This is a genomic window from Sphingomonas jejuensis (assembly GCF_011927695.1).
Taxonomy (GTDB): domain Bacteria; phylum Pseudomonadota; class Alphaproteobacteria; order Sphingomonadales; family Sphingomonadaceae; genus Sphingomonas_K; species Sphingomonas_K jejuensis.
Genome location: NZ_JAATJE010000001.1, coordinates 1,156,837 through 1,180,014, shown reverse-complemented (window position 1 = coordinate 1,180,014; position 23,178 = coordinate 1,156,837). Strand labels below are relative to the sequence as shown.

General features: G+C 68.6%; 19 protein-coding genes, 1 tRNA gene and 1 pseudogene. 5 read left to right on the top strand and 16 right to left on the bottom strand.

Annotated features, from left to right (window positions below; genetic code table 11):
* Nucleotides 1–4: 4 nt before the first annotated feature.
* The 7 genes from epsI to GGR88_RS05930 form a co-directional block, all read right to left on the bottom strand.
* Nucleotides 5–715, bottom strand: a complete 711-nt coding sequence (gene epsI, locus GGR88_RS05960; RefSeq protein ID WP_167953662.1) for an exosortase-associated protein EpsI, V-type — start codon at nt 713–715, stop codon at nt 5–7.
* Complete coding sequence (gene xrtV / locus GGR88_RS05955; RefSeq protein ID WP_342449729.1) at nt 712–1,692, bottom strand: exosortase V; 981 nt, start codon at nt 1,690–1,692, stop codon at nt 712–714. The genes epsI and xrtV overlap by 4 nt, the downstream gene beginning before the upstream one ends.
* A gap of 110 nt (nt 1,693–1,802) precedes the next feature.
* Nucleotides 1,803–2,708: a glucose-1-phosphate thymidylyltransferase RfbA gene (rfbA, locus tag GGR88_RS05950; RefSeq protein WP_167953661.1), complete on the bottom strand. Its 906-nt coding sequence runs from the start codon at nt 2,706–2,708 to the stop codon at nt 1,803–1,805.
* A 22-nt stretch (nt 2,709–2,730) separates the two neighbouring features.
* Nucleotides 2,731–3,606, bottom strand: a complete 876-nt coding sequence (gene rfbD, locus GGR88_RS05945) for a dTDP-4-dehydrorhamnose reductase (RefSeq protein WP_167953660.1) — start codon at nt 3,604–3,606, stop codon at nt 2,731–2,733.
* Nucleotides 3,606–4,673, bottom strand: a complete 1,068-nt coding sequence (rfbB, locus tag GGR88_RS05940) for a dTDP-glucose 4,6-dehydratase (protein WP_167953659.1) — start codon at nt 4,671–4,673, stop codon at nt 3,606–3,608. The genes rfbD and rfbB overlap by 1 nt, the downstream gene beginning before the upstream one ends.
* Before the next feature lie 12 nt (nt 4,674–4,685).
* Nucleotides 4,686–5,249: a dTDP-4-dehydrorhamnose 3,5-epimerase gene (gene rfbC / locus GGR88_RS05935; protein ID WP_167953658.1), complete on the bottom strand. Its 564-nt coding sequence runs from the start codon at nt 5,247–5,249 to the stop codon at nt 4,686–4,688.
* Nucleotides 5,250–5,275: 26 nt separating this feature from the next.
* On the bottom strand, nt 5,276–7,288 hold the full coding sequence (locus GGR88_RS05930) for a S9 family peptidase (RefSeq protein WP_167953657.1): 2,013 nt from the start codon (nt 7,286–7,288) through the stop codon (nt 5,276–5,278).
* Between the two features lie 200 nt (nt 7,289–7,488).
* Here GGR88_RS05930 and GGR88_RS05925 point away from each other — a divergent pair, with 200 nt between their 5' ends.
* On the top strand, nt 7,489–7,905 hold the full coding sequence (locus tag GGR88_RS05925) for a hypothetical protein (RefSeq protein ID WP_167953656.1): 417 nt from the start codon (nt 7,489–7,491) through the stop codon (nt 7,903–7,905).
* Between the two features lie 15 nt (nt 7,906–7,920).
* Here GGR88_RS05925 and GGR88_RS05920 read toward each other — a convergent pair whose 3' ends face one another.
* Entirely contained in the window at nt 7,921–8,550 is a 630-nt protein-coding gene (locus tag GGR88_RS05920; RefSeq protein WP_167953655.1) for a DNA-3-methyladenine glycosylase family protein, read from the bottom strand.
* A gap of 69 nt (nt 8,551–8,619) precedes the next feature.
* Between GGR88_RS05920 and GGR88_RS05915 the strand changes: the two genes are divergently transcribed.
* Nucleotides 8,620–8,937: a 2Fe-2S iron-sulfur cluster-binding protein gene (locus GGR88_RS05915; RefSeq protein WP_167953654.1), complete on the top strand. Its 318-nt coding sequence runs from the start codon at nt 8,620–8,622 to the stop codon at nt 8,935–8,937.
* 21 nt (nt 8,938–8,958) lie between these two features.
* On the opposite strand, the gene GGR88_RS05910 is transcribed toward GGR88_RS05915, so the two are convergent.
* Nucleotides 8,959–9,357 carry a MerR family transcriptional regulator gene (locus tag GGR88_RS05910; protein ID WP_167954387.1) on the bottom strand — a complete coding sequence of 133 codons (399 nt, stop codon included), beginning with the start codon at nt 9,355–9,357 and terminating at the stop codon, nt 8,959–8,961.
* Between the two features lie 73 nt (nt 9,358–9,430).
* On the opposite strand from GGR88_RS05910, the pseudogene GGR88_RS05905 reads away from it, so the two are divergent.
* Both GGR88_RS05905 and copM read left to right on the top strand, forming a co-directional pair.
* Nucleotides 9,431–10,168, top strand: a pseudogene (locus GGR88_RS05905) (MauE/DoxX family redox-associated membrane protein); the annotation flags it as partial.
* Nucleotides 10,148–10,504: a CopM family metallochaperone gene (gene copM / locus GGR88_RS15040; protein ID WP_425338477.1), complete on the top strand. Its 357-nt coding sequence runs from the start codon at nt 10,148–10,150 to the stop codon at nt 10,502–10,504. The pseudogene GGR88_RS05905 and the gene copM, both read left to right, overlap by 21 nt.
* Nucleotides 10,505–10,514: 10 nt before the next feature.
* Here copM and GGR88_RS05900 read toward each other — a convergent pair whose 3' ends face one another.
* Together GGR88_RS05900 and GGR88_RS05895 are read right to left on the bottom strand one after the other, a co-directional pair.
* Nucleotides 10,515–11,273 carry a TrmH family RNA methyltransferase gene (locus GGR88_RS05900; RefSeq protein ID WP_167953652.1) on the bottom strand — a complete coding sequence of 253 codons (759 nt, stop codon included), beginning with the start codon at nt 11,271–11,273 and terminating at the stop codon, nt 10,515–10,517.
* 3 nt (nt 11,274–11,276) lie between these two features.
* On the bottom strand, nt 11,277–12,911 hold the full coding sequence (locus tag GGR88_RS05895) for a M20/M25/M40 family metallo-hydrolase (RefSeq protein WP_167953651.1): 1,635 nt from the start codon (nt 12,909–12,911) through the stop codon (nt 11,277–11,279).
* Nucleotides 12,912–13,035: 124 nt separating this feature from the next.
* Between GGR88_RS05895 and GGR88_RS05890 the strand changes: the two genes are divergently transcribed.
* A tRNA-Tyr gene (locus tag GGR88_RS05890) sits at nt 13,036–13,121 on the top strand.
* 41 nt (nt 13,122–13,162) lie between these two features.
* Here the strand turns inward: GGR88_RS05890 and GGR88_RS05885 are convergent.
* The 5 genes from GGR88_RS05885 to GGR88_RS05865 form a co-directional block, all read right to left on the bottom strand.
* Nucleotides 13,163–14,410, bottom strand: a complete 1,248-nt coding sequence (locus GGR88_RS05885; protein ID WP_280742255.1) for a glycosyltransferase — start codon at nt 14,408–14,410, stop codon at nt 13,163–13,165.
* 174 nt (nt 14,411–14,584) lie between these two features.
* Nucleotides 14,585–17,671 carry a carbohydrate binding domain-containing protein gene (locus GGR88_RS05880; RefSeq protein WP_167954386.1) on the bottom strand — a complete coding sequence of 1,029 codons (3,087 nt, stop codon included), beginning with the start codon at nt 17,669–17,671 and terminating at the stop codon, nt 14,585–14,587.
* On the bottom strand, nt 17,668–19,086 hold the full coding sequence (locus GGR88_RS05875; RefSeq protein ID WP_167953649.1) for a glucoamylase family protein: 1,419 nt from the start codon (nt 19,084–19,086) through the stop codon (nt 17,668–17,670). Before GGR88_RS05875 ends, GGR88_RS05880 begins: the two co-directional genes overlap by 4 nt.
* 75 nt (nt 19,087–19,161) lie before the next feature.
* Nucleotides 19,162–22,095 (bottom strand): TonB-dependent receptor, encoded by a 2,934-nt coding sequence (locus GGR88_RS05870; protein ID WP_167953648.1) that lies wholly within the window; start codon nt 22,093–22,095, stop codon nt 19,162–19,164.
* A complete protein-coding gene (locus GGR88_RS05865; RefSeq protein ID WP_167953647.1) occupies nt 22,092–23,129 on the bottom strand; it encodes a LacI family DNA-binding transcriptional regulator in 1,038 nt (345 codons plus the stop codon). The genes GGR88_RS05870 and GGR88_RS05865 overlap by 4 nt, the downstream gene beginning before the upstream one ends.
* Nucleotides 23,130–23,178: the final 49 nt, after the last annotated feature.

Genomic DNA, 23,178 nt, shown 5'->3' with positions numbered 1-23,178 from the left:
GCGCTCAGCCGATCATCACGCGCCGCCCCACCGCGGGCAGCGCGCCGATGAAGTCGGCGGCGAAGCGTTCGATGATCGCGATGCCGGACGCGGAATCCAGTGCGTTGGTGGAAATCCGCACCAGCACGCCGTCCGGGATCAACCCCTTCAGGTTTTCCTCGATCACGTCGATGCGTTGCTGAAGCCAGGTGGTCGGGAAGCTCGGCCCCAGCCGTGTCCAGTAGATCAGCTGTTCCAGCCGCCCGCCGCCTTCCGCCACGATGAAGCGGGTGGGAATCTTGCGCGGTCCCACGTCCAGCGCGCGCTCCTCCGTCCTGGTCAGCGTATAGCCGCTCGCCGGATAGCAGACCTCCGGCCGATGGACCTGGATCACGCCATCCTGCGAGCCGCTATAGGCGACCAGCAGCATCACCCCGTCGCCGTTCGGCGCATAGTAGACGCGCGTCAGAAGGTCCGAATAGATCTCGTCTCGCATCTGGTCGGGCGGCGGCAGCACCAGCCCGCTCGCCGTCTCGAACTTCCACGGCCCCAGCGTCTTCGGCACCACGTCGTCCAGCTTCCGCCGGCCGAGCAGCGGTTCGCTGACGGTCGGCTGGCGCGCATAGCCGATCCCGACCGCGCCCAGCATCGCTCCGCCGATCAGCATGTTGCGCCGGTTCAGCATGGGAGAAGCGGGAGCGGTAGGGCCGGCGCCGTGCGCCTGGTCGCTGCTCATCGTGCGCCCTCCTGTTCCTGCTTGCGCGCCAGTCGGCGCCGCAGCGGGGAGGCCGCCGCATCCACCGCGAAGATGCCGAGCACGGAGATGATGAACATGGTCAGGCCCGCGAAATTGTGGACGAAGCCCTGCGCCACCGCCTCACCGGCATAATAGGTCGTCAGCACCAGGATGATGACCCGGATGAAGTTGGCCAGGATCGCGACCGGCACGATCGCCAGCATCAGCAGCGCGGCATAACGCCAGTTCGCGTTGTGCCGGATATATACGTAGAACAGGCCGATGGCGGACAGGCTGATCAGCGAATTCAGACCGGCGCACGCCGCCGCGACCAGCAGCTGATACTGCCCGATCTGGATCGTCACGCCCGACCCCGCGATCGGATAGCCCAGCGCATAGAGCAGGTCGATCGCCGCCTCGGAAATCCAGATCTTCAGCGGCTGCGTGACCATCGCCACCATCGTGTCGGGCGGCGGAAAGACGAAGGCAAGGTAGACGAGCGGAAACCACAACAGCTTCAGCACCGGAGAGCCGCCGATCGAATAGATGGCGGCGATCACCGCGCCGTACACGGCGAAACCCTCCATCTCGACGATGCCGGTGATGCGCGAAAAGGTGTAGATCAGCAGGCTCGGCACCAGGATCAGCGCCGTCACCGCGTTCGATCCGGGCACGGCCACGGCGCGCGCGGCGTCCAGCTGCCGGGCGATCAGCCACAGGCCGGTCGCCAGCACGATCGGGCCATGCGCGCCCTGCTCGGTGGACCAGCTTTCCCGGGCCACGAACAACATGGTGGGCAGCACCAGCGCGGCCAGCCCGATCCACAGCAGCCAGTTTGCTTTGATATGCTCGATCACCGTTGCCATCGTCGGCGTCAGCGACACCGCGCCGCCCGAATGCAGGGATCCGCTGCTCGTCTCGATCTTCATCGCCGTCCCATGCGCTGCGCCGATCGGCTTGTCCGGCTCATCGGACACCTGTGCCCGAAGGCTCTAAGATTTGGTGTGCGCACGGTCCCCTCCACCTGATCCGATCCGGAGGAGGTTCGGACGCCCGCCTTATGACGGCTGCATCGACCTACCCGATTTCAGCGGCTTGCGCCATGCCCTTGATCGGCCTGAGCGTCGTCGTCGTCCGCGATCGCCAGCAGCGCCCGGCCATAGCTGGTCTTTGCAAACAGCTCTCCCCGGCGCCGCAGCTGGTCCCGATCGATGAAGCCCTGCTGGAAGGCGATCTCCTCCAGGCTGGCGATCTGCGTACCCTGGCGGCGCTGCAGCGTGCGAACAAACTCGCTCGCCTCCAGCAGGCTGTCATGCGTGCCGGTGTCGAGCCAGGCATAGCCCCGCCCCATGCGCTCCACGTAAAGCTCGCCTGCTTCCATGTAGAGCCGATTGAGGTCGGTGATCTCCAGCTCGCCGCGCGCCGAAGGCTTCACCTGCTGCGCCAGGTCGCTCACCCGCTCGTCATAGAAATAAAGGCCGGTGACGGCATAGTTGGACCTCGGCTGCTTCGGCTTTTCCTCGATCGAGATCGCTCGGCCGCTGTTGTCGAGCTCGACCACGCCATAGGCAGTTGCGTCCTCGACATGATAGGCGAACACGGTCGCCCCGCGCTCACGCGCCCGCGCCCGGTGGAGCAGCTCCTGCAGCCCGGCGCCGAAGAAGATGTTGTCGCCCAGCACCAGCGCGCCGGGGCCGCCGGCCAGGAAGTCGCGGCCGATCAGGAAGGCCTGCGCCAGCCCCTCGGGCTTCGGCTGCACGGCATAGCTGATCTCCAGCCCAAACGCGCTGCCGTCCTCGAACAAGCGCTTGTAGTTGTCGAGATATTCGGGCGACGAGATGATCAGGATCTCCCGGATCCCCGCCATCATCAGGACGGACACCGGATAATAGATCATCGGCTTGTCGTACACCGGCAGCAGCTGCTTGTTCACGGCCAGCGTCGCCGGATGCAGCCGCGTGCCGGAACCGCCAGCCAAGATGATGCCCTTCATGTGTCGCTCCGTATCGTAGAATTTAGGCGGCCGGGTGCATCAACCGGTCGAGCACGTCGCCGATGGCATCCTGCCACGGCCGCGGCGTAATGCCGTGGCGATCGCGGATGCGCGACGTCGATAGCCGGGAGTTTGCCGGTCGCTTGGCCGGCGTTGGATAGGCGCTGGTCGGGATCGCTTCCAGCACCGGCACCTTGCGCCCCGCCGCCTTTGCACGGCCGAAGACGAAGCCCGCCAGATCATGCCAGCTGGCATCGCCGTCGTTGACGAAGTGCAGCGTCTCGCCACCCTGGATCGGTCGCGCCGCCAGCGTCAAAAGCGTCTGTGCGATGTCGTCGGCGGTCGTCGGGCAGCCATGCTGATCATCGACGACGCGCACCAGGTCGCGCTCTGCACCGACCCGCAGCATCGTCTTAACGAAATTCGCACCGGTCGCGCTCACCACCCACGCGGTGCGCAGGATGACGTGCGGGCCCGCTGCGTCGCGCACCGCGCGCTCGCCGGCCTCCTTGGACAGACCGTAGATGCCCAGCGGCGCGACCGGATCGTCCTCGGAGTAGAAGCCATCCTTGCTGCCGTCGAAGACATAGTCGGTCGACACGTGGAGCAGCGGAATGCCGCGCTTCGCCGCCGCGCGCGCGAATGCCTCGGGCGCATCCGCGTTGACGGCATAGGCCAGGTCCTGCTCGCTCTCTGCCCGGTCGACGGCCGTGTAGGCGGCGCAGTTGATGATCGCCGTCCAGTCGTCGTCGACGATCGCGGCGATCGCCTCCCCGGACGTCAGGTCGAGTTCGTCCCGCCCCGGCGCATGAACGGTGGAGCCGTTCGCCGCGGCCAGCGTCGCGACCGCGCCGCCCACCTGGCCGCTGCCGCCCGTCACCAGGATCCGGCCCGGCATCAGGCGCTCTTCAGTCCCAGCCGTTCGCCCGCATAGGCGCCCGACAGGATCGGCCCCCACCAGCGTTCATTGTCGAGATACCAGCGGATCGTCTTCTCGATGCCAGTCTCAAACGTCTCCTGCGCCCGCCAGCCGAGCTCGTCGCGCAGCTTGGTGGCGTCGATCGCATAGCGGAAGTCATGCCCCGGCCGATCGGCGACATAGGAGATCTGCTCGCGGTAGCTCTTCCCGTCCTCGCGCGGGCGCAACCGGTCGAGCGTGTCGCAGATGGTGTGAACCACCTCCAGGTTGGTCCGCTCGTTGTTGCCGCCGACCATGTAGCTTTCGCCGATCTCGCCCTTCTCGAACACGATCGCGAGCGCGCGGGCATGGTCGTCGACATACAGCCAGTCGCGCACGTTGGCGCCCTTGCCGTAGACCGGCAGCGCCTCGCCGTGCAGGCACTTCAGGATCATCAGCGGCACCAGCTTTTCGGGGAAATGGTACGGCCCGTAATTGTTTGAACAGTTGGTGATCACTGTCGGCAGGCCGTAAGTGTGGTGCCACGCGGACACGAGATGGTCCGATCCCGCCTTCGACGCCGAATAGGGCGAGCGCGGATCATAGGGCGTTTCCTCGGTGAAGAAGCCCTCGTCCCCGAGCGCACCGAACACCTCGTCGGTCGAGATATGGTGGAAGCGGAAGGAGGCCTGATCCTCCGGCGAGAGCCCGCGCCAATGTTCCAGCGCGGCGGCCAGCATGGAGAAGGTGCCGACCAGATTGGTCTGGATGAACGCGCCCGGACCATCGATCGAGCGGTCCACATGGCTCTCTGCCGCCAGGTGGGTGATCACGTCGGGGCGAAACTCGGCGATCAGCTTGACCATCGCATCGCGGTCGCAGATGTCCGCGCGGACGAACCGGTACCGATTGGACTCCGACACCTCGTCCAGTGAGGCGAGGTTGCCCGCATAGGTCAGCGCGTCGACGTTCAGCACCTCGTGCTCGGTGTCGCGGATCAGGTGGCGGACAAGCGCCGACCCGATGAAGCCGGCGCCGCCGGTCACGAGGATACGTCTGGAAGTCATGGGTCAGTCCGTTCAGCGCGTGATGAGGGAAAGCGGCGTGCCGTCATAGGCGAAGGGGCTGTCGAAATCCTTCAGCCGCGGCAGCACCAGGTCCTTTTCCGACAGGATGGCACCGTCCGCCGGCAGCGGCCAGTCGATGCCGATGTCGGGGTCGCTCCAATGGATCCCGCCGTCAGACTGCGGCGCATAAAGGCTGGTGCACTTGTACGCGACCTGCGTCTCCGGCTCCAGCGTGACGAAGCCGTGCGCGAAGCCGACGGGGATGAACAGCTGCTCACCCCCGTCCGCCGTCAGTTCCGCTCCGACATGCTGGCCGTAGGTCGGTGAACCCGCCCGCACGTCAACCGCCACGTCCCAGATCCGTCCCGCGATGCACCGGACAAGCTTGGCCTGTCCGTCGGGCGGCGTCTGGAAATGCAGGCCGCGCACCGTGCCCGCCGGCTTCGACAGGGACTGGTTGTCCTGCACGAAGTCGACATCGATGCCCCACTCGGCGAACCGGGTGCGGTTCCACGTCTCGCTGAACCAGCCGCGTGCGTCCGCAAAGCGGCGGGGCGTGACGAGGATAACGGCCATGCTTTGGTCCTAACCGGGTCGTGCGATCAGCGTGACCGGATCGCGTCGGCCAGGCCCGGCGCATATTCGGCGCCGTGCGGCACCTGCGCCGTGGATTGCCGCACCGTGTCGCCGATCGGCTCGCTGCGCCCACCGAGGCAGCGGTCCAGGAAGCTCTCCGTCACGGCGTTGAACGCGATGTTGTTGGTCGGGCGGGCAAAGCCATGGCCCTCGTCCGGGAACAGGACGTAGGTCACCGGAATGTTGCGCTCCCGCATGGCCGCGACGATCTGGTCCGATTCCGCCTGGTTCACGCGCGGGTCGTTCGCGCCCTGGCCGATCAGCAGCGGCCGGACGATCTTGTCCGCCGAATAGAGCGGCGACCGCTCGCGCAGCATCGCCACGCCTTCGGGCGTGTTGGGGTTGCCCATGCGCTGGTGGAACTGCTCGATCCCCGCCGTCCAATAGGGCGGAATGGTGCTGAGCAGCGTCTGGAGGTTGGACGGACCGACGATGTCGACGCCGCAGGCAAAGGTGGTCGGCGTGAAGGTCAGCCCGGCAAGCGTCGCATAGCCGCCATAGCTGCCGCCCATGATCGCCACCTTGTCGCGCGGCGTGATCCCCTGGTCCACGGCCCATTCCACCGCGTCGATCAGGTCGTCGTGCATCTTGCGGCCCCACTGCAGGTCGCCCGCCGAGATGAACGACTTCCCGAAGCCGGTGGAGCCGCGATAGTTGACCGACAGCACCGCATAGCCACGGTTCGCCAGCCACTGGTGATAGCCGTTGAAGCCAAATCCGTCGCGCGCCCACGGGCCGCCATGGACCAGCAGCACCATCGGCACCGGTGCGTTGGGGCGGCCGTCGCCATCCGGATCGGAGCCGGGCGGCAGCGTCAGATAGGAGGGCAGGGTGAGCCCGTCACGCGCCTGGATCTCGCGCGGGTACATGGCGACCAGCGGCGCACCCTCCAGCTCGGGCCGCGAGACATAGAGCTGGGTCAGCGTGTTCGCGCGCCGGTCATAGAGGTGGGTGGACGGCGGTGCCGTCACCGGATCGACCGCGACGATCCACTTGCTGTCGTCGTCCGTCCGGCTGGTGACCACCACGTCGCCGTTCAGGTTGGACTTCAGATACGCCAGGCTGCGGCCGATCTCCGGATCGATCGCGGTCCATTCGTTGCGCAGGTAGTTGACGGCATAGGCTTCGATCTCGCCGGTGACGGGATCGACCATCACGCTGCCGATGTCGGCCTTGGGGCTCTCGGCGATGACGCGCGTCTCGCCGCTCGCCACGTCCTGCGCGATCAGCGCGCCCGTGTTGCGGCCGCGGCTGTCGAGCCAGTACAGCGTCCGCCCATCCGTGGTGAACCCGGCCGGCGAGGTCGTCAGCGCGTCCTCAAGCGTGGTGCGGCCGAACGGCTCGGCCTCCACCTGGCCGTTCACGATCCGGTGGAAGTCGGTGCCGCCCGCGGCGTTCGGCTTCAGCGCCATGCGCAGCGTCAGGCTGTCGTCGGCCAGGAAGCCCTGGTAGCCGTCGCCGCGCATCACCTCGGTCAGGCGGCCGGTGTTCAGGTCCAGGCTGTGGACGTCGTGCCAGCGCGGATCACGGTTGTTCAGGCCGACCAGGATGCGGTCCTTGATCGTGTTGGACGTGCCGACCACCATCACCCGCGTCCGCTCGAACGGCGTCAGGTTGGTTTCCTCGCCGGTCTGCACGTTGATGGCGTAAAGCAGGAAGTTCTCGTCCCCGCCCTTGTCCTGCACGTACATCACGCGGGAGCTGTCGGGCGACCAGAAATGCTGGCGGATCGGGCGCTCCGTCGATGCCGTCAGCGCCCGCGCCTCGTTCGGGCTGCCGATCGGCGCGACATAGATGTTCATCACGCCGTCGCGCGGCGCCAGCCAGCTCAGCCAGCGGCCGTCCGGGCTGATCTGCCCGCCGGCCCGGCTGGGGTTGCCGAACAGCTTGGCGCGCTCGATCAGCGGCGCCTGCGCGGTGGGGGTGGTGGAAGCGGAGGACTGTGCGCCCGCCGACGATGCGATCGATGTGCTTGCCATGAGCAGCGCAGATAGAACGGCTTTGGTCACGAACAACTCCCCCCGGTGTGATCGGCCCATGTCTTAGCGCCAGCCCGGGCTCGTTGAAAGGCCGGCAAGCGGGCAGGGCGCCCGAAAGGGACGCGCGTGGCACCCGCCTTGCTCCACCGTCGTCCGCTGTTATCGTCTCATCATCGGGGAATGGGAGGGGAGCCGGCATCATGGATGATGGACCACCAACGCTTGTCCGCGCGGACCTGCCCGACGCCGCCGCCGATCTGGCGACACGGGTCCGCCTGCCGGAGCCGGCGCTGGCCTATGACTATTTCAAGAGCATGGCGTCCGTCAGCGTGGCGACGCTCGGCGGCATCCTGACGCTGGGCGAAACCGTGTTCGGCGCACGTCTCGCCCCCTGGCAGATGGGCGTGGCGGCGCTGCCGGTGGCGATCTCCGGCCTGCTCGCCATCCAGGGCAAGACGGACATCATGCAGCTCTGCCAGGGATTGAAACCGCCCTTGAACAGCTCGCGCATCGCGTTGCGGCTTGTTCCATCCCTTTATGGCCTCGGCCTGGGCATGTTCCTGGCGTTTCTCGCCTTGTCCTACCTCGCGCCCGGCATCGCGGCCGACCTGCGCTGACGCCCGGCCGGCGGATCAGACCGGGGCCTTGATGCGGCCCTGCCCATAGCTGTGCCAGGCCAGGATCGCGACCGCACCCCGGTGGGGGCGCCATGCCTCCGCAAGCGCCCGCGTGTCCGCCTCGCTCGGTCGCGCATCCAGGCCCAGGATCCGCCCCACCTCGATCTGCACCGCCAGGTCCCCCGCCGGCCAGATGTCGGTCCGGCCTTCCGCGAACAGCAGGTAGATCTCCGCCGACCAGCGGCCGATCCCCTTGACGCGCACCAGATGTGCGATCGCCTCCTCGTCGTCCGCCGGCAACGCGCTGAGGTCCAGCCGTCCGCTCGTGACCTCGTCGGCCAGGCTGCGAAGATATCCGCTCTTCTGCCGCGACAGCCCGGCGGCGCGCAACTCCTCGTCCGATAGCGCCGCCACCCGCGTCGCGTCGTCCGCGCCGCCCGCTGCCGCGTCCAGCCGGTTCCACACCGCCGCGGCGGAAGCGACGCTCACCTGCTGTCCGATGATGGTGCGGGCCAGGGTCGCGAACCCGCGCGCGCTGATCCGCGGCGGCGGCAGGCCGACATCGGCGATGACCCGTGCCACCGGCTCGTGCTCGTCCGCGAGCGCCCGCAAGGCGCCGTGCAGCTGTTCCTGGCTCAATCCCATCTGCTCACTTGATCGCAAGCGCCGCCCGCGACAAGAGCGTGGCTCAACAACGTGGGAGCAGGAGCCGTCATGCCGACCTTGATCGTGGTGAACCGTCAGGGGGTCGAGCGCGCCGTGGAGGGCGAGGCCGGCCTCAGCGTCATGGAAGTGATCCGCGACAACGGCTTCGACGAACTGCTCGCCCTGTGCGGCGGCTGCTGCTCCTGCGCGACCTGCCACGTGCACGTCGACGAGGCGTTCAAGGACAAGCTGCCGGAAATGGGCCGCGACGAGGACGATCTGCTCGACAGCAGCGACACCCGCGACGCGAACTCGCGCCTGTCCTGCCAGATCACCTTCGGCGACGATCTCGACGGCCTGCGCGTCACGATCGCCGACGAGGACTGAGCGCGGCGGCGCCACGGCTGGCTAGGATACGCCGGCCGCGTCGGCTTCGGCGAAACGCGTCAGGATCGGGCAGGGGCCTGCCTTTCCGTCCGCACATTCGTCCGCCAGTCGGCTCAGCGCGTCGCGGGCGCGCTCCAGCTCGGCGATCCGCGCATCCAGCATCGCGACCCGCGCGCGCGCCAGCGTCCGGGCGCGCTCCCGGTCCTCGCTCGCGTCCAGCACCAGCAGCTCGCCGATCTCGTCCAGGGTGAAGCCGGCCACCTGCGCCTGCCGGATGAACCGCAGCCGCGCCAGATCCTCTCCGTCATACCGCCGGATGCCGCCGTCTCGCGCGGGCGTGTCGATCAGGCCGCGCCGCTGGTAGAAGCGGATCGTCTCCACCCCCACGCCGCCGGCTGCGGCCAGCTGCCCGATCGTCATCGTCGCCACGCTTGACTCCGTACCATGGTACGGAAGCTATGGACGTGCCGACGGCGGGACAAGGGACGCGATGATGGCGGCGGCGACGGACAAGGTGGCAATCCTCTATCGCATGGTGCTGCCCGACCATGTCTGCCCCTTCGGACTGAAGGCGCGCCATCTGCTGCGCCGCGCGGGATACCAGGTCGACGATCGCCCGCTGACGACGCGTGCCCAAACGGACGCCTTCAAGGCGGAACATGGCGTCGCCACCACGCCGCAGGTCTTCATCGCGGGGCAGCGGATCGGCGGGCACGACGATCTCCGCCGCTTCCTGGGAAAGCCCGTGGTGGACCCGAAGGCGACCAGCTACCGCCCGGTCGTCGCCCTGTTCGGCATCACCGCGTCCATGGCGCTCGCCGCCAGCCACGCCGCATATGGCTCGCCCTTCACGGTTCGCGCGGCCGAATGGTTCGTCGGCTTCTCCATGGCGGTGCTTGCGCTCACCAAGCTCCAGAACATCGCCAGCTTTTCGACGATGTTCCTGAACTATGATCTGCTCGCCCGGCGCTGGGTGCCCTACGGCACGCTCTATCCCTTTGCAGAAGGGTTGGCCGGCATCCTGATGATCGCGGGCGTGCTCACCTGGCTGTCCGTGCCCGTGGCGCTGTTCATCGGCACGGTCGGCGCCGTGTCGGTGATCAAGGCCGTCTACATCGACCGGCGCTCGCTCCGCTGCGCCTGCGTCGGCGGCAACAGCAACGTGCCGCTGGGCGCGGTGTCGCTTCTTGAGAACCTGATGATGGTGGCAATGGCGATCTGGATGGCCGCGGGCGCGCTGACGGCTGCCTCCGCCACCGCGCCAGCCAGCCCGGCGGTCGCGGCCTACCAGGCCGCTCACGGCGAGATGATGCGCGGCATGGCGACGCCGCTCACCGGCGACGCGGACGTTGACTTCATGACCGGCATGATCCCGCACCACGAAGGCGCCACCGCCATGGCGCGCGTCGCGCTCGCCCACGGCCGCGATCCGGAGGTGCGCGCGCTCGCCGCCGATGTCATCGTCGCGCAGGAGCGTGAGATCGCGCAGATGCGCGCCTGGCTCGACCGACGCGGCGCGCCGCCACCCGCCGCGACCGCGACGGATCACGGCGCGATGGCGCACTAGCCGGCGGCGATCACCCCGCCGGCCGCGTCGCCACCGCATAAAGCGCGATGGCGGCGGCGTTGGACACGTTCAGGCTTTCCACTCGGTCGCTGATCGGCAGCCGGGCAAGCTCGTCGCAGTGCGTTTCGGTGTTCTGCCGCATGCCTTCGCCCTCCGCGCCCAGCACCAGCGCGATGCGGCCGGAGCCAAGCGTCTCGCCCAGCGTCTTGGGCGCATGGCCGGTCAGCCCGATCCGCCAATATTCGGCTTCGGCGATCTCGCCCAGCGCGCGCGCCAGGTTCACCACCCGCACCCACGGCACGATCTCCAGCGCGCCCGATGCCGATCGCGCCACCGTTCCGCTCTCGGGCGGGGCGTGCCGGTCCTGCGTCACGATCGCCAGCGCGTCGAATGCCGCTGCTGACCGCAGCACCGCGCCGACATTGTGCGGGTCGGTGACCTGGTCGAGCAGCAGGATCGGGCGCCGCCGCTCGTCGCCCGCCGCATCGGCCAGCACGTCGCCCAGCCAGACGTCCTCCAGCGGCTCCACCTCCAGCACCAGCCCCTGGTGCGGCGCGTCCGACGGCACCAGCCGGCCGAGGTCGGCGACGTCGGCATAGGTGACGGGAAGCGCCGGCGGCAGCTCCACCGATGCCAGCGCCTCGCGTGTCCCCCACAGCTTCAGCGATCGTCGCGCCGGGTTGGCGAGCGCCGCCGTTACCGCATGGCGCCCCCAGAAGCGCGGGCGGTTGGCCGATCCCTGGCCCGGTCGATGTCCCTTTCTCGCCACCGATCAATCCTCCGGCGTCGGGGTGGCGAACGGGTCGGTCACCACCGGCTGGCGGGGCAGGGGGCTGCGCGGCAGCGGCGCGTCGGCATTGGCGGCCTGCCACAGCAGCCCGGCCAGCACGACCGCACCCTGCCTCAGGTCGGCGGCGCGCAGATGGTCGAACGTGTCCGATCCCGAATGATGGGTCAGCGTGTCATATTCCAGCGGATCCTGGATGAACTGGAACGCCGGCAGGCCGATCGCCGCCATCAGCTGGTGGTCGGTGCCGCCGGTGCGCGCGATCGCCACCTCGGTCGCTCCCATCGCCCGGAACGGGCTCAGCCATTCGGACAGGGTCGGCATCGCCTGCACATTTCCCTCGGCATGGATGCCGCGGATGCGACCGGATCCGTTATCGATGTTGAAATAGGCCGCCAGGTCGCGAAACCCCGGCTTCGGCGTGACGGGAAACCGCGTGGCTTCCGCAAGATAGCGTTGCAGCCCCGTCTCCCCCGCCGGCCCGGCCGGGCGGCTCGCGAGATGCCGGTCGATATAGTTAATCGATCCGAACAGCCCCTGTTCCTCGCCGTTCCACAGCGTGAAGCGGATCGTGCGCCGCGGCCGCACGCCCAGCGCCCGGATGATGCGCGCCGCCTCCATCACCACCGCCGATCCCGCGGCGTTGTCGGTGGCGCCGTCGCCGGCCACCCAGCTGTCATAATGAGCGCCGGCCATCACATATTCGCCGGTTCCGCTCGACCCCGCGATGTCGGCCAGGATGTTGTACGCCTGCGTGTTCGTGTCGTCGAAGCGCACGTCGCTGGTGATCTCCAGCGTCGGCACAGTGCCGGACGCCGCCAGCCGCGTCAGCCGGCGGTAATCCTCTGCCGCCAGCTCCACGCCGGGGATCGGTGCCGTCCGCCCCGCCTGGTGCAGATAGCCTTCGCCGTGCAGCTGCTTACCGTCGCGGTACGACATGCGGACGAACGCCACCGCGCCTTCCGCCGCCAGAAAGGCGAGCCGCTCCGCCTCGAACGTCCCGCGCGTCGCCGACCGGCGGCGCTGCTCCGGATCGTTCACCGGCTCCTGGTAGCGGTCGAGCGCGCTCAGTTCCTCCCCGGTCAGCCGGTGGAACAAGGGGTCGGTCTGGTCCTCGCCCGTGCCGGGTTGGGAGATCAGCACGATCTTGCCGCGCAGCTGCCCGCGCCACCGGGCGAAATGGTCCGGGTCGGACATCGGCGCGACCACGATCGGCGCGGACAGCGTGCCGTCCGTCGCCGGCGTCCACGCGATCGGAATGGCGGTCAGCTGCAGCGGGCGGGGCGCCAGCATGCGGACACTCGACCGCTCGATCGACCACCCACGGCCGAACTCGAACCCCTCGCGCCGCACGTTGGTCAGCCCCATCTCGCGGAACTTCTGCTCCGCCCAATCCTCCGCCTGCCGCATCTGGGGAGAATTGGTGAGGCGCGGGCCGATCACGTCCGTCATGTGCTGGACGATCGGCATGACCTGCGACTGGCTGGTGCCCTCGTCGATGATGCGGGCCACGGCGGCACGCTGGTCGTCGCGGATGTCGGGCGACGTACGCTCCTGGGCCCAGGCGGGGGAGGCCACGACAAGCGCCACGGGCGCGATGGACAGCAGCAGACGGTGCATGGGATCCCCTTCAGGCGCGATGTGCGCGCGGAAGTGCTATGGGGCCACCGCGTGGTGCGCAAGCCGTTGACAGCGTGCGGCAGGCGGGGCAGGGGACCGCCTCGCTTTTCGAAAGCGGCCCCATGGACAGGTGGCCGAGTGGTTAAAGGCAGCAGACTGTAAATCTGCCCGTGCAAGCGTACGCTGGTTCGAATCCAGCCCTGTCCACCATCCTCACCATCATCGCGCGGAACGCGGGTACCGGCGGCGGGTCAGCCCGCGGCGGGCACCGGCATCGGCTGTGCTCTGCCCGCAAGCGACGCCAGCAGCGTCTCCCACCGCGCCACGGCGCCGGCCCGGTCGAAGGCGCGGGCGCGCCCCACCGTGCGGGATCGGGCCTCGGCCCGCAGCGGCTCGTTCTCCAGCAGCACCGCCAGCCGGTCGGTCAGCGCACCCACGTCGCCCACCGGCACCAGCTGGCCGGCACCGCTGTCGGCCAGGATCTCGCCCGGCCCGTGCGGACAGTCATAGCTTACCACCGGCACCCCGGCCGCCAGCGCTTCCGCCACGACCAGCCCGAACCCCTCGAAGCGGGACGACAGGGCGAACACGGTTGACCGCGCGACATAGGCATGCGGATTCTGGAGGAAGTCGGTGAAGAACACCGTGTCCGTCACGCCCAGCCGGGCGGCTTCGCTGCGGAGCGCGTCGAACCGGTCACCCGATCCGATCAGCATCAGATGATGGTCGATGCCGCGCGCCTTCAGGGCGGCGTGCGCGCGAATCAGGTCGCCCTGGTTCTTCTGGTCGTTGAACCGGCCGGATGAGGCGACGACCGGTCGGGCGAAGATCGGCTCGTGATCCGTCCTGACGGCTTCCGCCGCGCTCAGCGCCACCGCGTCGACGTCGATCGGATTGTAGATCACTGACGGCGCCTGTCCGCCGAGTGTCCGGTGCAGGTCGTCTGCGACGCCGCGCGACACCGCCACCACGCTGTCGAACGCGCGGGTCAGTCGCACCGCCACGCGCTGCTTCCAGCCCGCGGTTGCGCCGAAATCGGACCAGCTGACATGCAGCCAGGCGACGACCGGGCGCCGCCACAGCTTTGCGGCGATCAGCGCCAGCACCGATGCGCGGCCCTCGTTGGCGGCCACGATCACGTCGCTGTCCCGCGCCGCGGCAATGGTCGCCCTGAGCGACGCCGCCAGATGCCCGCGCCGATAAGGCCCCTCGTTGACGAACCGGACCTTCAGGTCCGGCGGCAGCCTGTCGACCAGCGGCCCGTCGCGTTCGTGCACCAGCAGAAGCGGGTCGAACCGCCCACGATCGAGGTAGCTGGCGAGCATGGCGGATATCCGCTCCGCCCCGCCTCCGTGCAGATTGGGAATGCAGAACAGGACGCGGGTCCGCCCGTCCGCTCCGCACCCGCGGGCTGCAGTGCGCGGCTGTGGGCCACTGGCGACGCGGGCCGCGCCGTCCGGTCCCTTGGACCACCATGAGATGCTCGCCGATCTTGCCATGGTCGTCCTCCCCGATCGGCTTCGGGATAGGGCGCGTCTGCTTGGGCGACGAACCTAAGCGGCTCCGAAACGGAGCTTTTTGCCGCCCTCATGTGCAAGGGGACGGGCGGCTCCAACGCCCCCGATCGGCTCAGATGGGTCGATGTCGGCCCGCTCGCGCCGAACGGGCTGCCGTCACCGGGCCGCCCGCTCGATCACGATCTGTCGGGTGCGGCCATCGGCTGGCACCACCAGCATCCCGTCGCGCAGCGGCACCTCGATGCCGTCGACCGTCGCCCGACCGGGCCGGCCCTCCAGCGGCCAGCCGATGCGGTATCCTCCCGTCGTGCGCGCAGATCCGCCGACCTCGGCCAGCACCCGTGGGCCGTCCGCCCGCATCGTCAGGTCCACCGTGCCATGCGCCGTGTGCATGCCGCGCACCGCGATGCCGTCGCCGGACAGCCAGGCTGGCGTCATGCCGCCACCGAGCACGATCGCCGCGCCGTCCTCATAGGCGAACAGGTCCAGCGCGGCGCGGATGAAGTCGGACGCGACCCAGGCATGCGGCATGTCGCCGATGAAGCGCACCTCGCGCGGGTCGCGGCCGACCACCTCGGCCCAGCCGTTCCACGCATGCGGCCGCCGATCGTCCATGTAGAAGTCCAGCAGCGCATTCGCCCGCTCGCGCCAGCCCAGCCGCACGAAGGCAGACACGTTGCGAAGCTCATAGGGGGTATAGTCCGGCCAGGTCGCCCCCGCCGCGTCGCGGCTCGACACCCGCTCCCACTGCTTGGCGAAGGTTCGCGCCAGCAGGTCGGGGTTCAGCCGGTGCTGCTCGCCTGCCGGATCCAGCGCCATCGTCGTTGATGTCGCGTCGAAGTCGCCAAGGCTGGTCGCGCCGGGGATGAAGTCGATGTCCCAATGGTCAACCGCCGCCAGGATCGCCGCATGCACGTCGCGCCCGAACTCGTCGCGCTGCCGCGTGATCTCGGCGGCTTCCGGCCGCTCCAGCACCTGGGCCGCGAAGGCGGCGTCCTTGTATCCGGTCAGCGCCCAGAAATCGTCCCACAGGCTGTACTGCGCCTTTGCCGAATAGCCTTCATGGCTGATCGACGGCGGCATCAGACCATAAAGCATCCGCCGCTCCGGCGTCTGGTTGACGGCCGTCCGCTCCGACTGACGCAGCTCCTCCATGTATCGCCGGGCCGCATCCAGTGCCGGCCACTCGCGCGCGAGCCGCTGCCGGTCGCCCGTGAAGCGATAAAGCTGCGTGACCAGGTGGATATACTGGCCGTGGCTGTCGTTCTCCGGCACCGGGTCGGCACCGCGGAAGTCGACGCAGCACGGCACCTTGCCGTTCTCGAACAGCTTGGTCCCGTACCAGTCGGCGAAGTCGGCGACCGGCTCGACCACGCCCAGCCGCAACAGCGTGTCGCCCATCATCGCGCCGTCGCGAATCCAGCTCCTGTCATAGGACCGGGTGCCCGGCTTCAGCGCCGGACCATCCCGGCTCATCAGCACATGGGCAAGCGCGGTCTTCAGCGTGTCGGCGACGGGCTGGAACCGCGCCGGCACCGTCATGCTGACCCCGCGCAGCCGCACGCGCCAATCAGCGACGGTTCTCACTTCCCGCACGCCGAAGTCCAGCGTGGTCATCGGCGGCGCGATGCTGCCGTCGGTGGTGATCACGATCGGCGCCTCGATCGACTCGCCGGGCGCCAGCACCCGCTCGTAAACCATGGTCGCGCTCGCCAGCCCGGTCTCATCGCTGACGGCGGTCAGGCCGGTCGCACGCGCCGGATCGGCAAGCGCGCCTTGCGAAAACGGGATGGCGGCGACCGTCGTCGGCGTCTCCACCGGCGTCAGCGTGCGCACCACCGCCGGGTCGCCGTCGATCGCTCCGGGGCTCGTCACCGCCAGCCGCCCGTCGGCCCAGCGCACCGCCTCGATCCGGCTCACGCCGCCCTGCTGGCTCAGGAACTGTGCGGGCGGGTTCACCTGGAACGGCCTCACCGCCAGCAGCAGCCGGACTCGCTTCGGCGCATCGCCGTGGTTCGTGATCTCCCACCGCGCCATCAGGCGCGGCGCGCCCGCATCGGCGAACAGCGTCGTGCGCATCCGCCACCCGTCGCCTTCCCAGTCGACATGCGGCACCGGCAGATACCCGTCTTCCAGCGCATGGCTCGTCCGCACGTCCGCCCAGCCGATCCTGCGTCCGTCGATCTCCACGAATGGTTCGATGGAAAAGCCGCCCTTGGCGACCTCGACCGCACCATCCTCGCCGATCAGGCCGCTCGCCGTTCCGTCCAGCCGCGCCACCAGCGTCCAGTAGGATTGCTCGCCCGAAAAGCCGCGCGGAAAGGTGCCGCGCGGCGCCGCGATGGCAAGCGACCGGACAAAGCCGTTCAGGTCCTCCGCCCAGGCCGGCTCGTGCACCACGATCTCGGCCAGCCGTCCGCGTGCCGCCGACAGCCTGAGGCCGGTCAGCTCCGCGTCCGGCAGCGCGATCGGGTCGTCGCCGCCGTCGCCGCGCTCCACCGTTCGCAGCGTCTGCCAGCTGCCGTCCTCGCCGCGCCCTTCCAGGCGATAGGCCGCGCCGCCCTCGGCCCAGCGCAGCGTGACGCCGCCCAGCGGCCGCACCCCGCCGAAGTCGACGGTGACCGGCTGCCGCCGCGACAGCGCCGCCGCCGTGTCCACCCGTCCGTCGATCGCCGCCGGCGCGCTTGCGGATGGTGGGGGCAGGGGCGTCGGCGCCGGCAGCGCCTCCAGGCTCAGCGTGTCGACCTCGATCGTGCCGGCCCCGCCGTCGCGTCCGCGCACCAGCGTCACTTCCATGCTCGCGGTCTCGCGCAGCACCTTGTCCGCCGTCGGCCCCCAGGCAAAGCTCATGTCGGACGGGCGGATGCGGATCGTCTGCCACCCGGCGGTCGGGCGGAAATTGGGGCGGGTGAACCACCAAACATTGTCGCCGCTCGCGTCCGCGAACTTGATCTGCAGGTCGTTGACCCCGCCGGTCCCGCGCACGCGCAGGCGGATCTCGTATCGCTCGGGCCAGCGGATCGGCAGCGCGCGCCTGGCAAAGGCATAGCCCGACACAGGTCCGAAGTCATAGCTCAGCCGCATCGCCTGGCCCGGCTCGCCCGGCACCGGCGTGATGGTGGAACGGACGCCGTCCGATGCCGCGGCTTCCCACGGCGCGAGGCTTTCGAAATCGTCGATCACCGTTGCGCCGGCGCCGGTCGCCACGGCCTGGGCGGCAAGTGCGATCGCCAGCGCGATCATGCCAGCCACCCGCCGGTGAAGCCCGCGCGCTCCAGCCCGCGCCGGATGTGCGGGCTGCGGCGCATCACCTCCCACACCAGGCCGCTGCGATGGTTCTCGAGCATCAGCAGGATCGCGCCCTGGTCGATGCCCAGATAATCGTCCGCCACCCAGCCGACGCCCGGCACCACCTTGCCATGCTGCAACCGCACCGACGTGTCGGTCATCGTCGGGTTGAAGCTGTCGATGAAGCCATAGCGTCCCCAGATGCCGGCGCCGTAGCGCGCGTGCATGGCGCTGACCGCCGGCTCGACGATCTCCGGCGCGAACGGCAGGGAGCCGAGCGCGGCGGTCGGCGCGATCGTGCCGTCGTCGCGATCGCCCGGCCCGCGCGCCGAATAGCTGAAGAACGCGCGCTGCTGCCCGTCGATGGTGGTCGTGAAATCGCCGGGCCCGTCGCACGCGGTCAGCCCCCAGATCTGCTCGCCATAGCCGGCAAGCCCCTTGGCGTTTTCCATGGCATAGGCCTGCTGCGCATAGGTCGCGCGCCGGCTGTTCTCGAAATAATCGATGCCCTTGCCGGCGATGAACGGATCGCGAATCCCGCGGAAATCGATGAACGCGTGGCTGTACTGGTGGCCGAACAGCGGCGGGAACTGCAGGTGCGGCTCGCCCCAGCGGTTGCCCCAGCTCTGCTCGAACCGCGCCGAATAGGTCGCCCAGGTCCCATCCGGCAACGCATGCGTCGGCGATCCCAGCGCCAGCACGTAGAGCAGCATGGCCTCGTTGTAGATGTCCCAGTCGCTCGGGATGAAGCCGGTCTCCGGGTGCCACCCCATCGACACGAACGGCGCGCGCGGCGTGATCCAGGTCCATTCGATCGCCCGGAACAGCCGTTCGGCGATGTCGCGGATCTCCGCCTCGGCCGCGTCCGCTCCGTCGAAGAAGCCCTGCGCGAACAGCACGCCGCCCATCAGCAGCGTGGTGTCCACGGTCGACAGCTCGCATCGGGCAAACCGGTGCCCCCGCGTCGTGCCGAGAAAATGGTAGAAGAAGCCCTTGTAGCCGGACCGGCCGGTCGGCTCCGGCCCCTGCGGCGCGGCGTCGAGGAAGCGCAGCGTGGCCAGCGTGCGGTCGCGCGCCTCGGCCCGCGTGATCCAGCCGTGATGCGCGCCGATGCCATATCCGGTCAGCGCAAAGCCGATGGCCGCAACGGAGCAGAAGGACGGGGTCGGCCAGCGATCAAACGCCAGCCCCGTCGCCGGATCGGTCGTCTCCCAGAAGAAGCGGAACGTCCGTTCCGCCGTTTCGCCGATCAGGTCACCGGGTGCGGTCCCGGCCGGGGTGGCCTGCGGCCGGGTGAGCGGCGCGCAGCCGCCCGCAAGCCCGGCGAGGGTCAGCCCCGCCGTGCCGATGAACTGTCGTCTGTCGAGCATTGCTGCTCCTTTGTCTGTCTTACGCGAAGGAACATCCGGGGCGAAGCGCATGGCTCCACCCCGGCGCAGGGAGGCTTAAAAGCGGTAACCGACGCGGAACTGCACGCGGCGGGGCAGGGTGGCCAGATTGTTCGGCTCGAAGAACTGCTCGCCGTTCGGTCCCGAAGACGCGTTGAAGTTGGTCCCGAAGTTTCGGTTGTTGAACGCATTCAGGAGGTCGACGGCAAAGCTGATGTTGTGCCCGCCGAACACCTCCTGCTCGTTTTCAAGCGTCAGATTGACCTCGCAAAAAGCGAAGATGCCCAGGCAATTGTTGTCACCCGGATAAACCGAGGTGATCTCCCGCTCGTTCACGCCGCCCGGCGAGGTGACCTGGATGGCGGATTTCGACGCCACGGTGGTCAGCGTCGATGCGCGGAAGCCGAACGGCAGGTCGACGATGCCGGACAGCACCACCCGGTGCCGCTGGTCGCCCGGGCGCGGCCGGAAGCCGTAATCGTCGGGGGTGATCTTATCGAGCGAGAAGAGGTCGTTGCCGTTCTGCTCGCCCTTCGACAGCGTGTAGGCGATGTTCAGGCCCCAGCCGGAGCTCTCGGAGTAGGGCTTATCGAGCGTGAAGAACAAGCCGTAGTAACGGGTGTCGAGACCCGCATAGCCGATCAGCGCATTGGCGAAGCCGAACGGCCGAACCGTCGACGTGTCGCAGCATTCGCCGTTCGGCAGTCGCGTGGCGAACAGGTGCGTGTAGCCGTTCCGGCCACGGATGTAGGTTCCCGTGATCGACGCCTGGAACACGCCAACCTGCTGGCGCACGCCGACGCTGAACTGATCGGTCACCGGCACCTTCGGCTCGTTCGGAACGGCGAACAGTTCCGGCAGGCCGGTCCGTGCGGTCGCCTGCAGCTCCAGCAGCCCTTCGCGCGTCAGGTAGCGCGGATCCCACACCACCGTCGGATTGCCGTCACGCGGCTGTCCGTCCCGGGAGAAGAAGAAGGTGCCGAGCCGGTACTGCTGCCGGTAACGCTCGTCGAGCGTGTTGATGAACACGTTGCGGTCGTAATAACGGCCATAGCCGCCGAAGATCACCGTGCTCTGGTTGTCGAACAGGTCATAGCTGAAACCGATGCGCGGCTGCCACAGGTTGGTGGCCGGCGGACGATCGGTACCGTCGGTGATGTAGGCTTCCGGATCGAAATAGTCGGTGACCGGCAACGTCCGCAGCGCCGCCGCCGCCGCTGCCGGCGTCACATATTTGTTGTTGAACATGTTGTCTTCGTAGTCCCAACGAAGACCCAGGTTCAGCTGCAGGCGGTCGGTGATATCCCAATCGTCCTGGATATAGACGCCGAGCTGGAAGTTCGATGCGGAGATGAGCGAGTTGCCGAGGCCCAGCTGCGCCTCTGCCGGGAAGCTGAAATCGGTATCGTCGTTCGGGTTGTTCGGCGTCTGGTTGTTGCTGATGCGGAAGATATACTTGCCCTGCGGCACGCGCTGGTCGTCGGCATCATAGTCCTGGAAGCCGATGCGCAGGCCGCCCTTGAACACGTGGCCGTCAAGCCCGCTGTAGGTCAGGTCATTGCGCAGGATATAGCTGTCCTGCGTATACCGGCGGGTCGCATCGCGGCCGCCCACCAGGGCCAAGCCCTGATAGTCGAGGGTGGGCAAGTCCGGGTTCAGCGCCGTCGGGTTGAAGGTGGAGCTCAGATAGCTGCCGGTGAACTCGTTGACGAAGTCGTCGCCGCTGTAGGTCCACTTCAAGGCGTAGGTGTCGACGGTGTTGAGCTTGTTCTCGGCGAACTCGAACGCGGTCTGGCCGCCAAAGCCCTGGATATCGGTTTCCTCGCGCCGGCTGTACGACAGGTCCCAGACCTGCCGGTCGTCGGGCGTGAAGGTCAGCTTGCCGAAGTAGAAGTCCGACCGGAACGGGCTGACGAACGATCCCTCGATGTCGCCGACGATCGCCCGCTGCTCGGCCGTGGCGTTCGGGTTGAAGGAGACGTTGAAGGCGCGGTCCTGGTCGTTCGCTTCATAGGCCGCGAAGAAGAACAGCCGGTCCTCGATGATCGGACCGCCCAGCGACGCGCCATACTGCTTGCGCTCGAACACGGGCTCGGGCTCGCCGCGGCGCGCCACGAAGAAGTCGGTCGCGGCAAGGCTGCGGTCGGTATACTGGCCGAAGAATTCACCGTGGAACTCGTTTGTGCCGGACTTGGTCACAGCGGTGACGATGGCCGCCGCCGCCTGATCATATTCCGCCTTGTAGTTCTGCGTCAGCACGCGGAACTCCTGAACGGCAAGCTGACCGAACGGATTGCCGCGGCTGTTCTGCTGGCCGGCGATGCCGCTTTCCTGCACCTGGTTCTTCAGGCTGACACCGTCGATGAAGACGTTCACCTGCGCCGCGACGGATGCGCCGGACGTGATCGTCTTGCTGGTCTCGCTGTCGTTGTAGCGGACGCCGGGGGCGAGCGCGGCGAACGACAGGAAGTTGCGGTCCGACTGCGGAAGGATGCGGATCTGGTCCTGCGTGACGTTGGTGGCGACTTCGCTGGTCCGCGTCTCGGGCAGGCGGGTCGCGGTGACGGTGATGGTTTCTCCAGTGTCCAGGCTGCCTTCGACCTGGCCCGGCACCGTCTCCGATCCGGACGAATCGGGCGCCGCGGTGAGGGCGGCATCCAGGGTGCCGGCCTGGCCGACGCCCAGGACGACGTCGGTCACGAAACGCTGCGCGCTGTCGGCACCCTCGATCGTCACCCGATACGCGCCCGGACGGATGGCGTTCAGCGTGTACCGCCCCTGCGCGTCCGTCACCTGGCGATAGGTGATGTTGGTGGCGGTGGCGACCGCCGTCACCGTGGCGCCGCTGACCGGCTGGCCGGCGCCGTCGCGCACCTGGCCGCGCAGCGATGCGGTCGTCGTCTGGGCATAGGCCGCCTGGGGCAGCGCGACCGTTCCCGCTGCAAGCGCGGTGGCGCTCGCCAGCAGCCGCAGGGCCGTGAATTTCGTCATGAGCATGTTCCTCCATGTGACCCGCCCTGCGGGTTCGTTGTGCTTGTGTTGGATTGGCTGCTGCCCCGCACAATCAGCACGGGGGGGTGAAGCTCGATGTCATGATCGACGATCCCGTCGATCTGGCGCACCAGCCGGGCGACGGCGCGCGCGCCCAGCGCGGCGATGTCCACCCGGACGGTGCTCAGGCCCGGCGAGATCAGCCGCGCCATCGGAATGTCGTCGAAGCCGACCACGGCGACGTCGTCCGGAACGCCGATCCCTGCCTCGCGCAGCGTGGTCATGGCGCCGATCGCCATCATGTCGTTCGCCGCGAACAGCGCATCGGCCATGCCCGGCCGGGCGATCAGCGCTTCGGCCGCGCGCACGCCGTCCGCCTCGTTGAACGATCCCTCCAGGATCATCGGCGATAGCCCGGCGGCCGCCATCGCCTGTTCATACCCGCGCCGCCGGTCGCGCGCGTCGACGTTGCTGTCGGGGCCCGCGACATGGACGATCCGCCGGCGCCCGCTCGCCACCAGATGCTCCACCGCCGCGACCGCGCCGGCCACGCTGTCGACGCGCAGCTCGGCCGCCGGACGACGGTGGGGCGCACAGTTCACCATCACTGCCGGCACCGCGCTCGGCAGGCCGTTCATCAGCGCGTCGGGATCCAGGTGCGGCGCCATCAGCACCATGCCGTCGACCCGCCCGCGCATCGATTGCAGCGCCGCCACCGCGCGCGCGGGATCGTCGTGGATGTTGGACAGCAGCAGCTGGCGTCCGCGCGCAGACGCCTCCTGGTCCATGCCTCGCAGCAGCTCGGAAAAGAACTCGCCGTGAAGGTCGGGCAGAACCACGCCGATCGCGTTCGACTGCGCCAGGCTCAGGCTGCGGGCGCCGGCATGGGGCACATAGCCGAGCGTCGCGATGGCGTTTTCCACCCTGACGCGCAGCGAGTCGCGAACCTGCGCCGATCCGTTCAGCACGCGCGACACGGACGCGACAGATGCTGCCGCCTCCCGCGCAACGTCGCGGATCGTCGCTCCTGCCATCGCGCCTTTGTCCTCCACCTGGTCCCGGCGCCTTGCCGGCGCTCGTCAC

Excerpts from the sequence above, each read along its gene's own strand:
- epsI (WP_167953662.1), bottom strand. The coding sequence starts at position 715 with ATGAGCAGCGACCAGGCGCACGGCGCCGGCCCTACCGCTCCCGCTTCT.
- rfbA (WP_167953661.1), bottom strand. The coding sequence starts at position 2,708 with ATGAAGGGCATCATCTTGGCTGGCGGTTCCGGCACGCGGCTGCATCCG.
- rfbD (WP_167953660.1), bottom strand. The coding sequence starts at position 3,606 with ATGCCGGGCCGGATCCTGGTGACGGGCGGCAGCGGCCAGGTGGGCGGC.
- rfbB (WP_167953659.1), bottom strand. The coding sequence starts at position 4,673 with ATGACTTCCAGACGTATCCTCGTGACCGGCGGCGCCGGCTTCATCGGG.
- rfbC (WP_167953658.1), bottom strand. The coding sequence starts at position 5,249 with ATGGCCGTTATCCTCGTCACGCCCCGCCGCTTTGCGGACGCACGCGGC.
- GGR88_RS05930 (WP_167953657.1), bottom strand. The coding sequence starts at position 7,288 with ATGGCAAGCACATCGATCGCATCGTCGGCGGGCGCACAGTCCTCCGCT.
- GGR88_RS05925 (WP_167953656.1), top strand. The coding sequence starts at position 7,489 with ATGGATGATGGACCACCAACGCTTGTCCGCGCGGACCTGCCCGACGCC.
- GGR88_RS05920 (WP_167953655.1), bottom strand. The coding sequence starts at position 8,550 with ATGGGATTGAGCCAGGAACAGCTGCACGGCGCCTTGCGGGCGCTCGCG.
- GGR88_RS05915 (WP_167953654.1), top strand. The coding sequence starts at position 8,620 with ATGCCGACCTTGATCGTGGTGAACCGTCAGGGGGTCGAGCGCGCCGTG.
- GGR88_RS05910 (WP_167954387.1), bottom strand. The coding sequence starts at position 9,357 with ATGACGATCGGGCAGCTGGCCGCAGCCGGCGGCGTGGGGGTGGAGACG.
- copM (WP_425338477.1), top strand. The coding sequence starts at position 10,148 with ATGGCGATCTGGATGGCCGCGGGCGCGCTGACGGCTGCCTCCGCCACC.
- GGR88_RS05895 (WP_167953651.1), bottom strand. The coding sequence starts at position 12,911 with ATGCACCGTCTGCTGCTGTCCATCGCGCCCGTGGCGCTTGTCGTGGCC.
- GGR88_RS05885 (WP_280742255.1), bottom strand. The coding sequence starts at position 14,410 with ATGGCAAGATCGGCGAGCATCTCATGGTGGTCCAAGGGACCGGACGGC.
- GGR88_RS05880 (WP_167954386.1), bottom strand. The coding sequence starts at position 17,671 with ATGATCGCGCTGGCGATCGCACTTGCCGCCCAGGCCGTGGCGACCGGC.
- GGR88_RS05875 (WP_167953649.1), bottom strand. The coding sequence starts at position 19,086 with ATGCTCGACAGACGACAGTTCATCGGCACGGCGGGGCTGACCCTCGCC.
- GGR88_RS05870 (WP_167953648.1), bottom strand. The coding sequence starts at position 22,095 with ATGACGAAATTCACGGCCCTGCGGCTGCTGGCGAGCGCCACCGCGCTT.
- GGR88_RS05865 (WP_167953647.1), bottom strand. The coding sequence starts at position 23,129 with ATGGCAGGAGCGACGATCCGCGACGTTGCGCGGGAGGCGGCAGCATCT.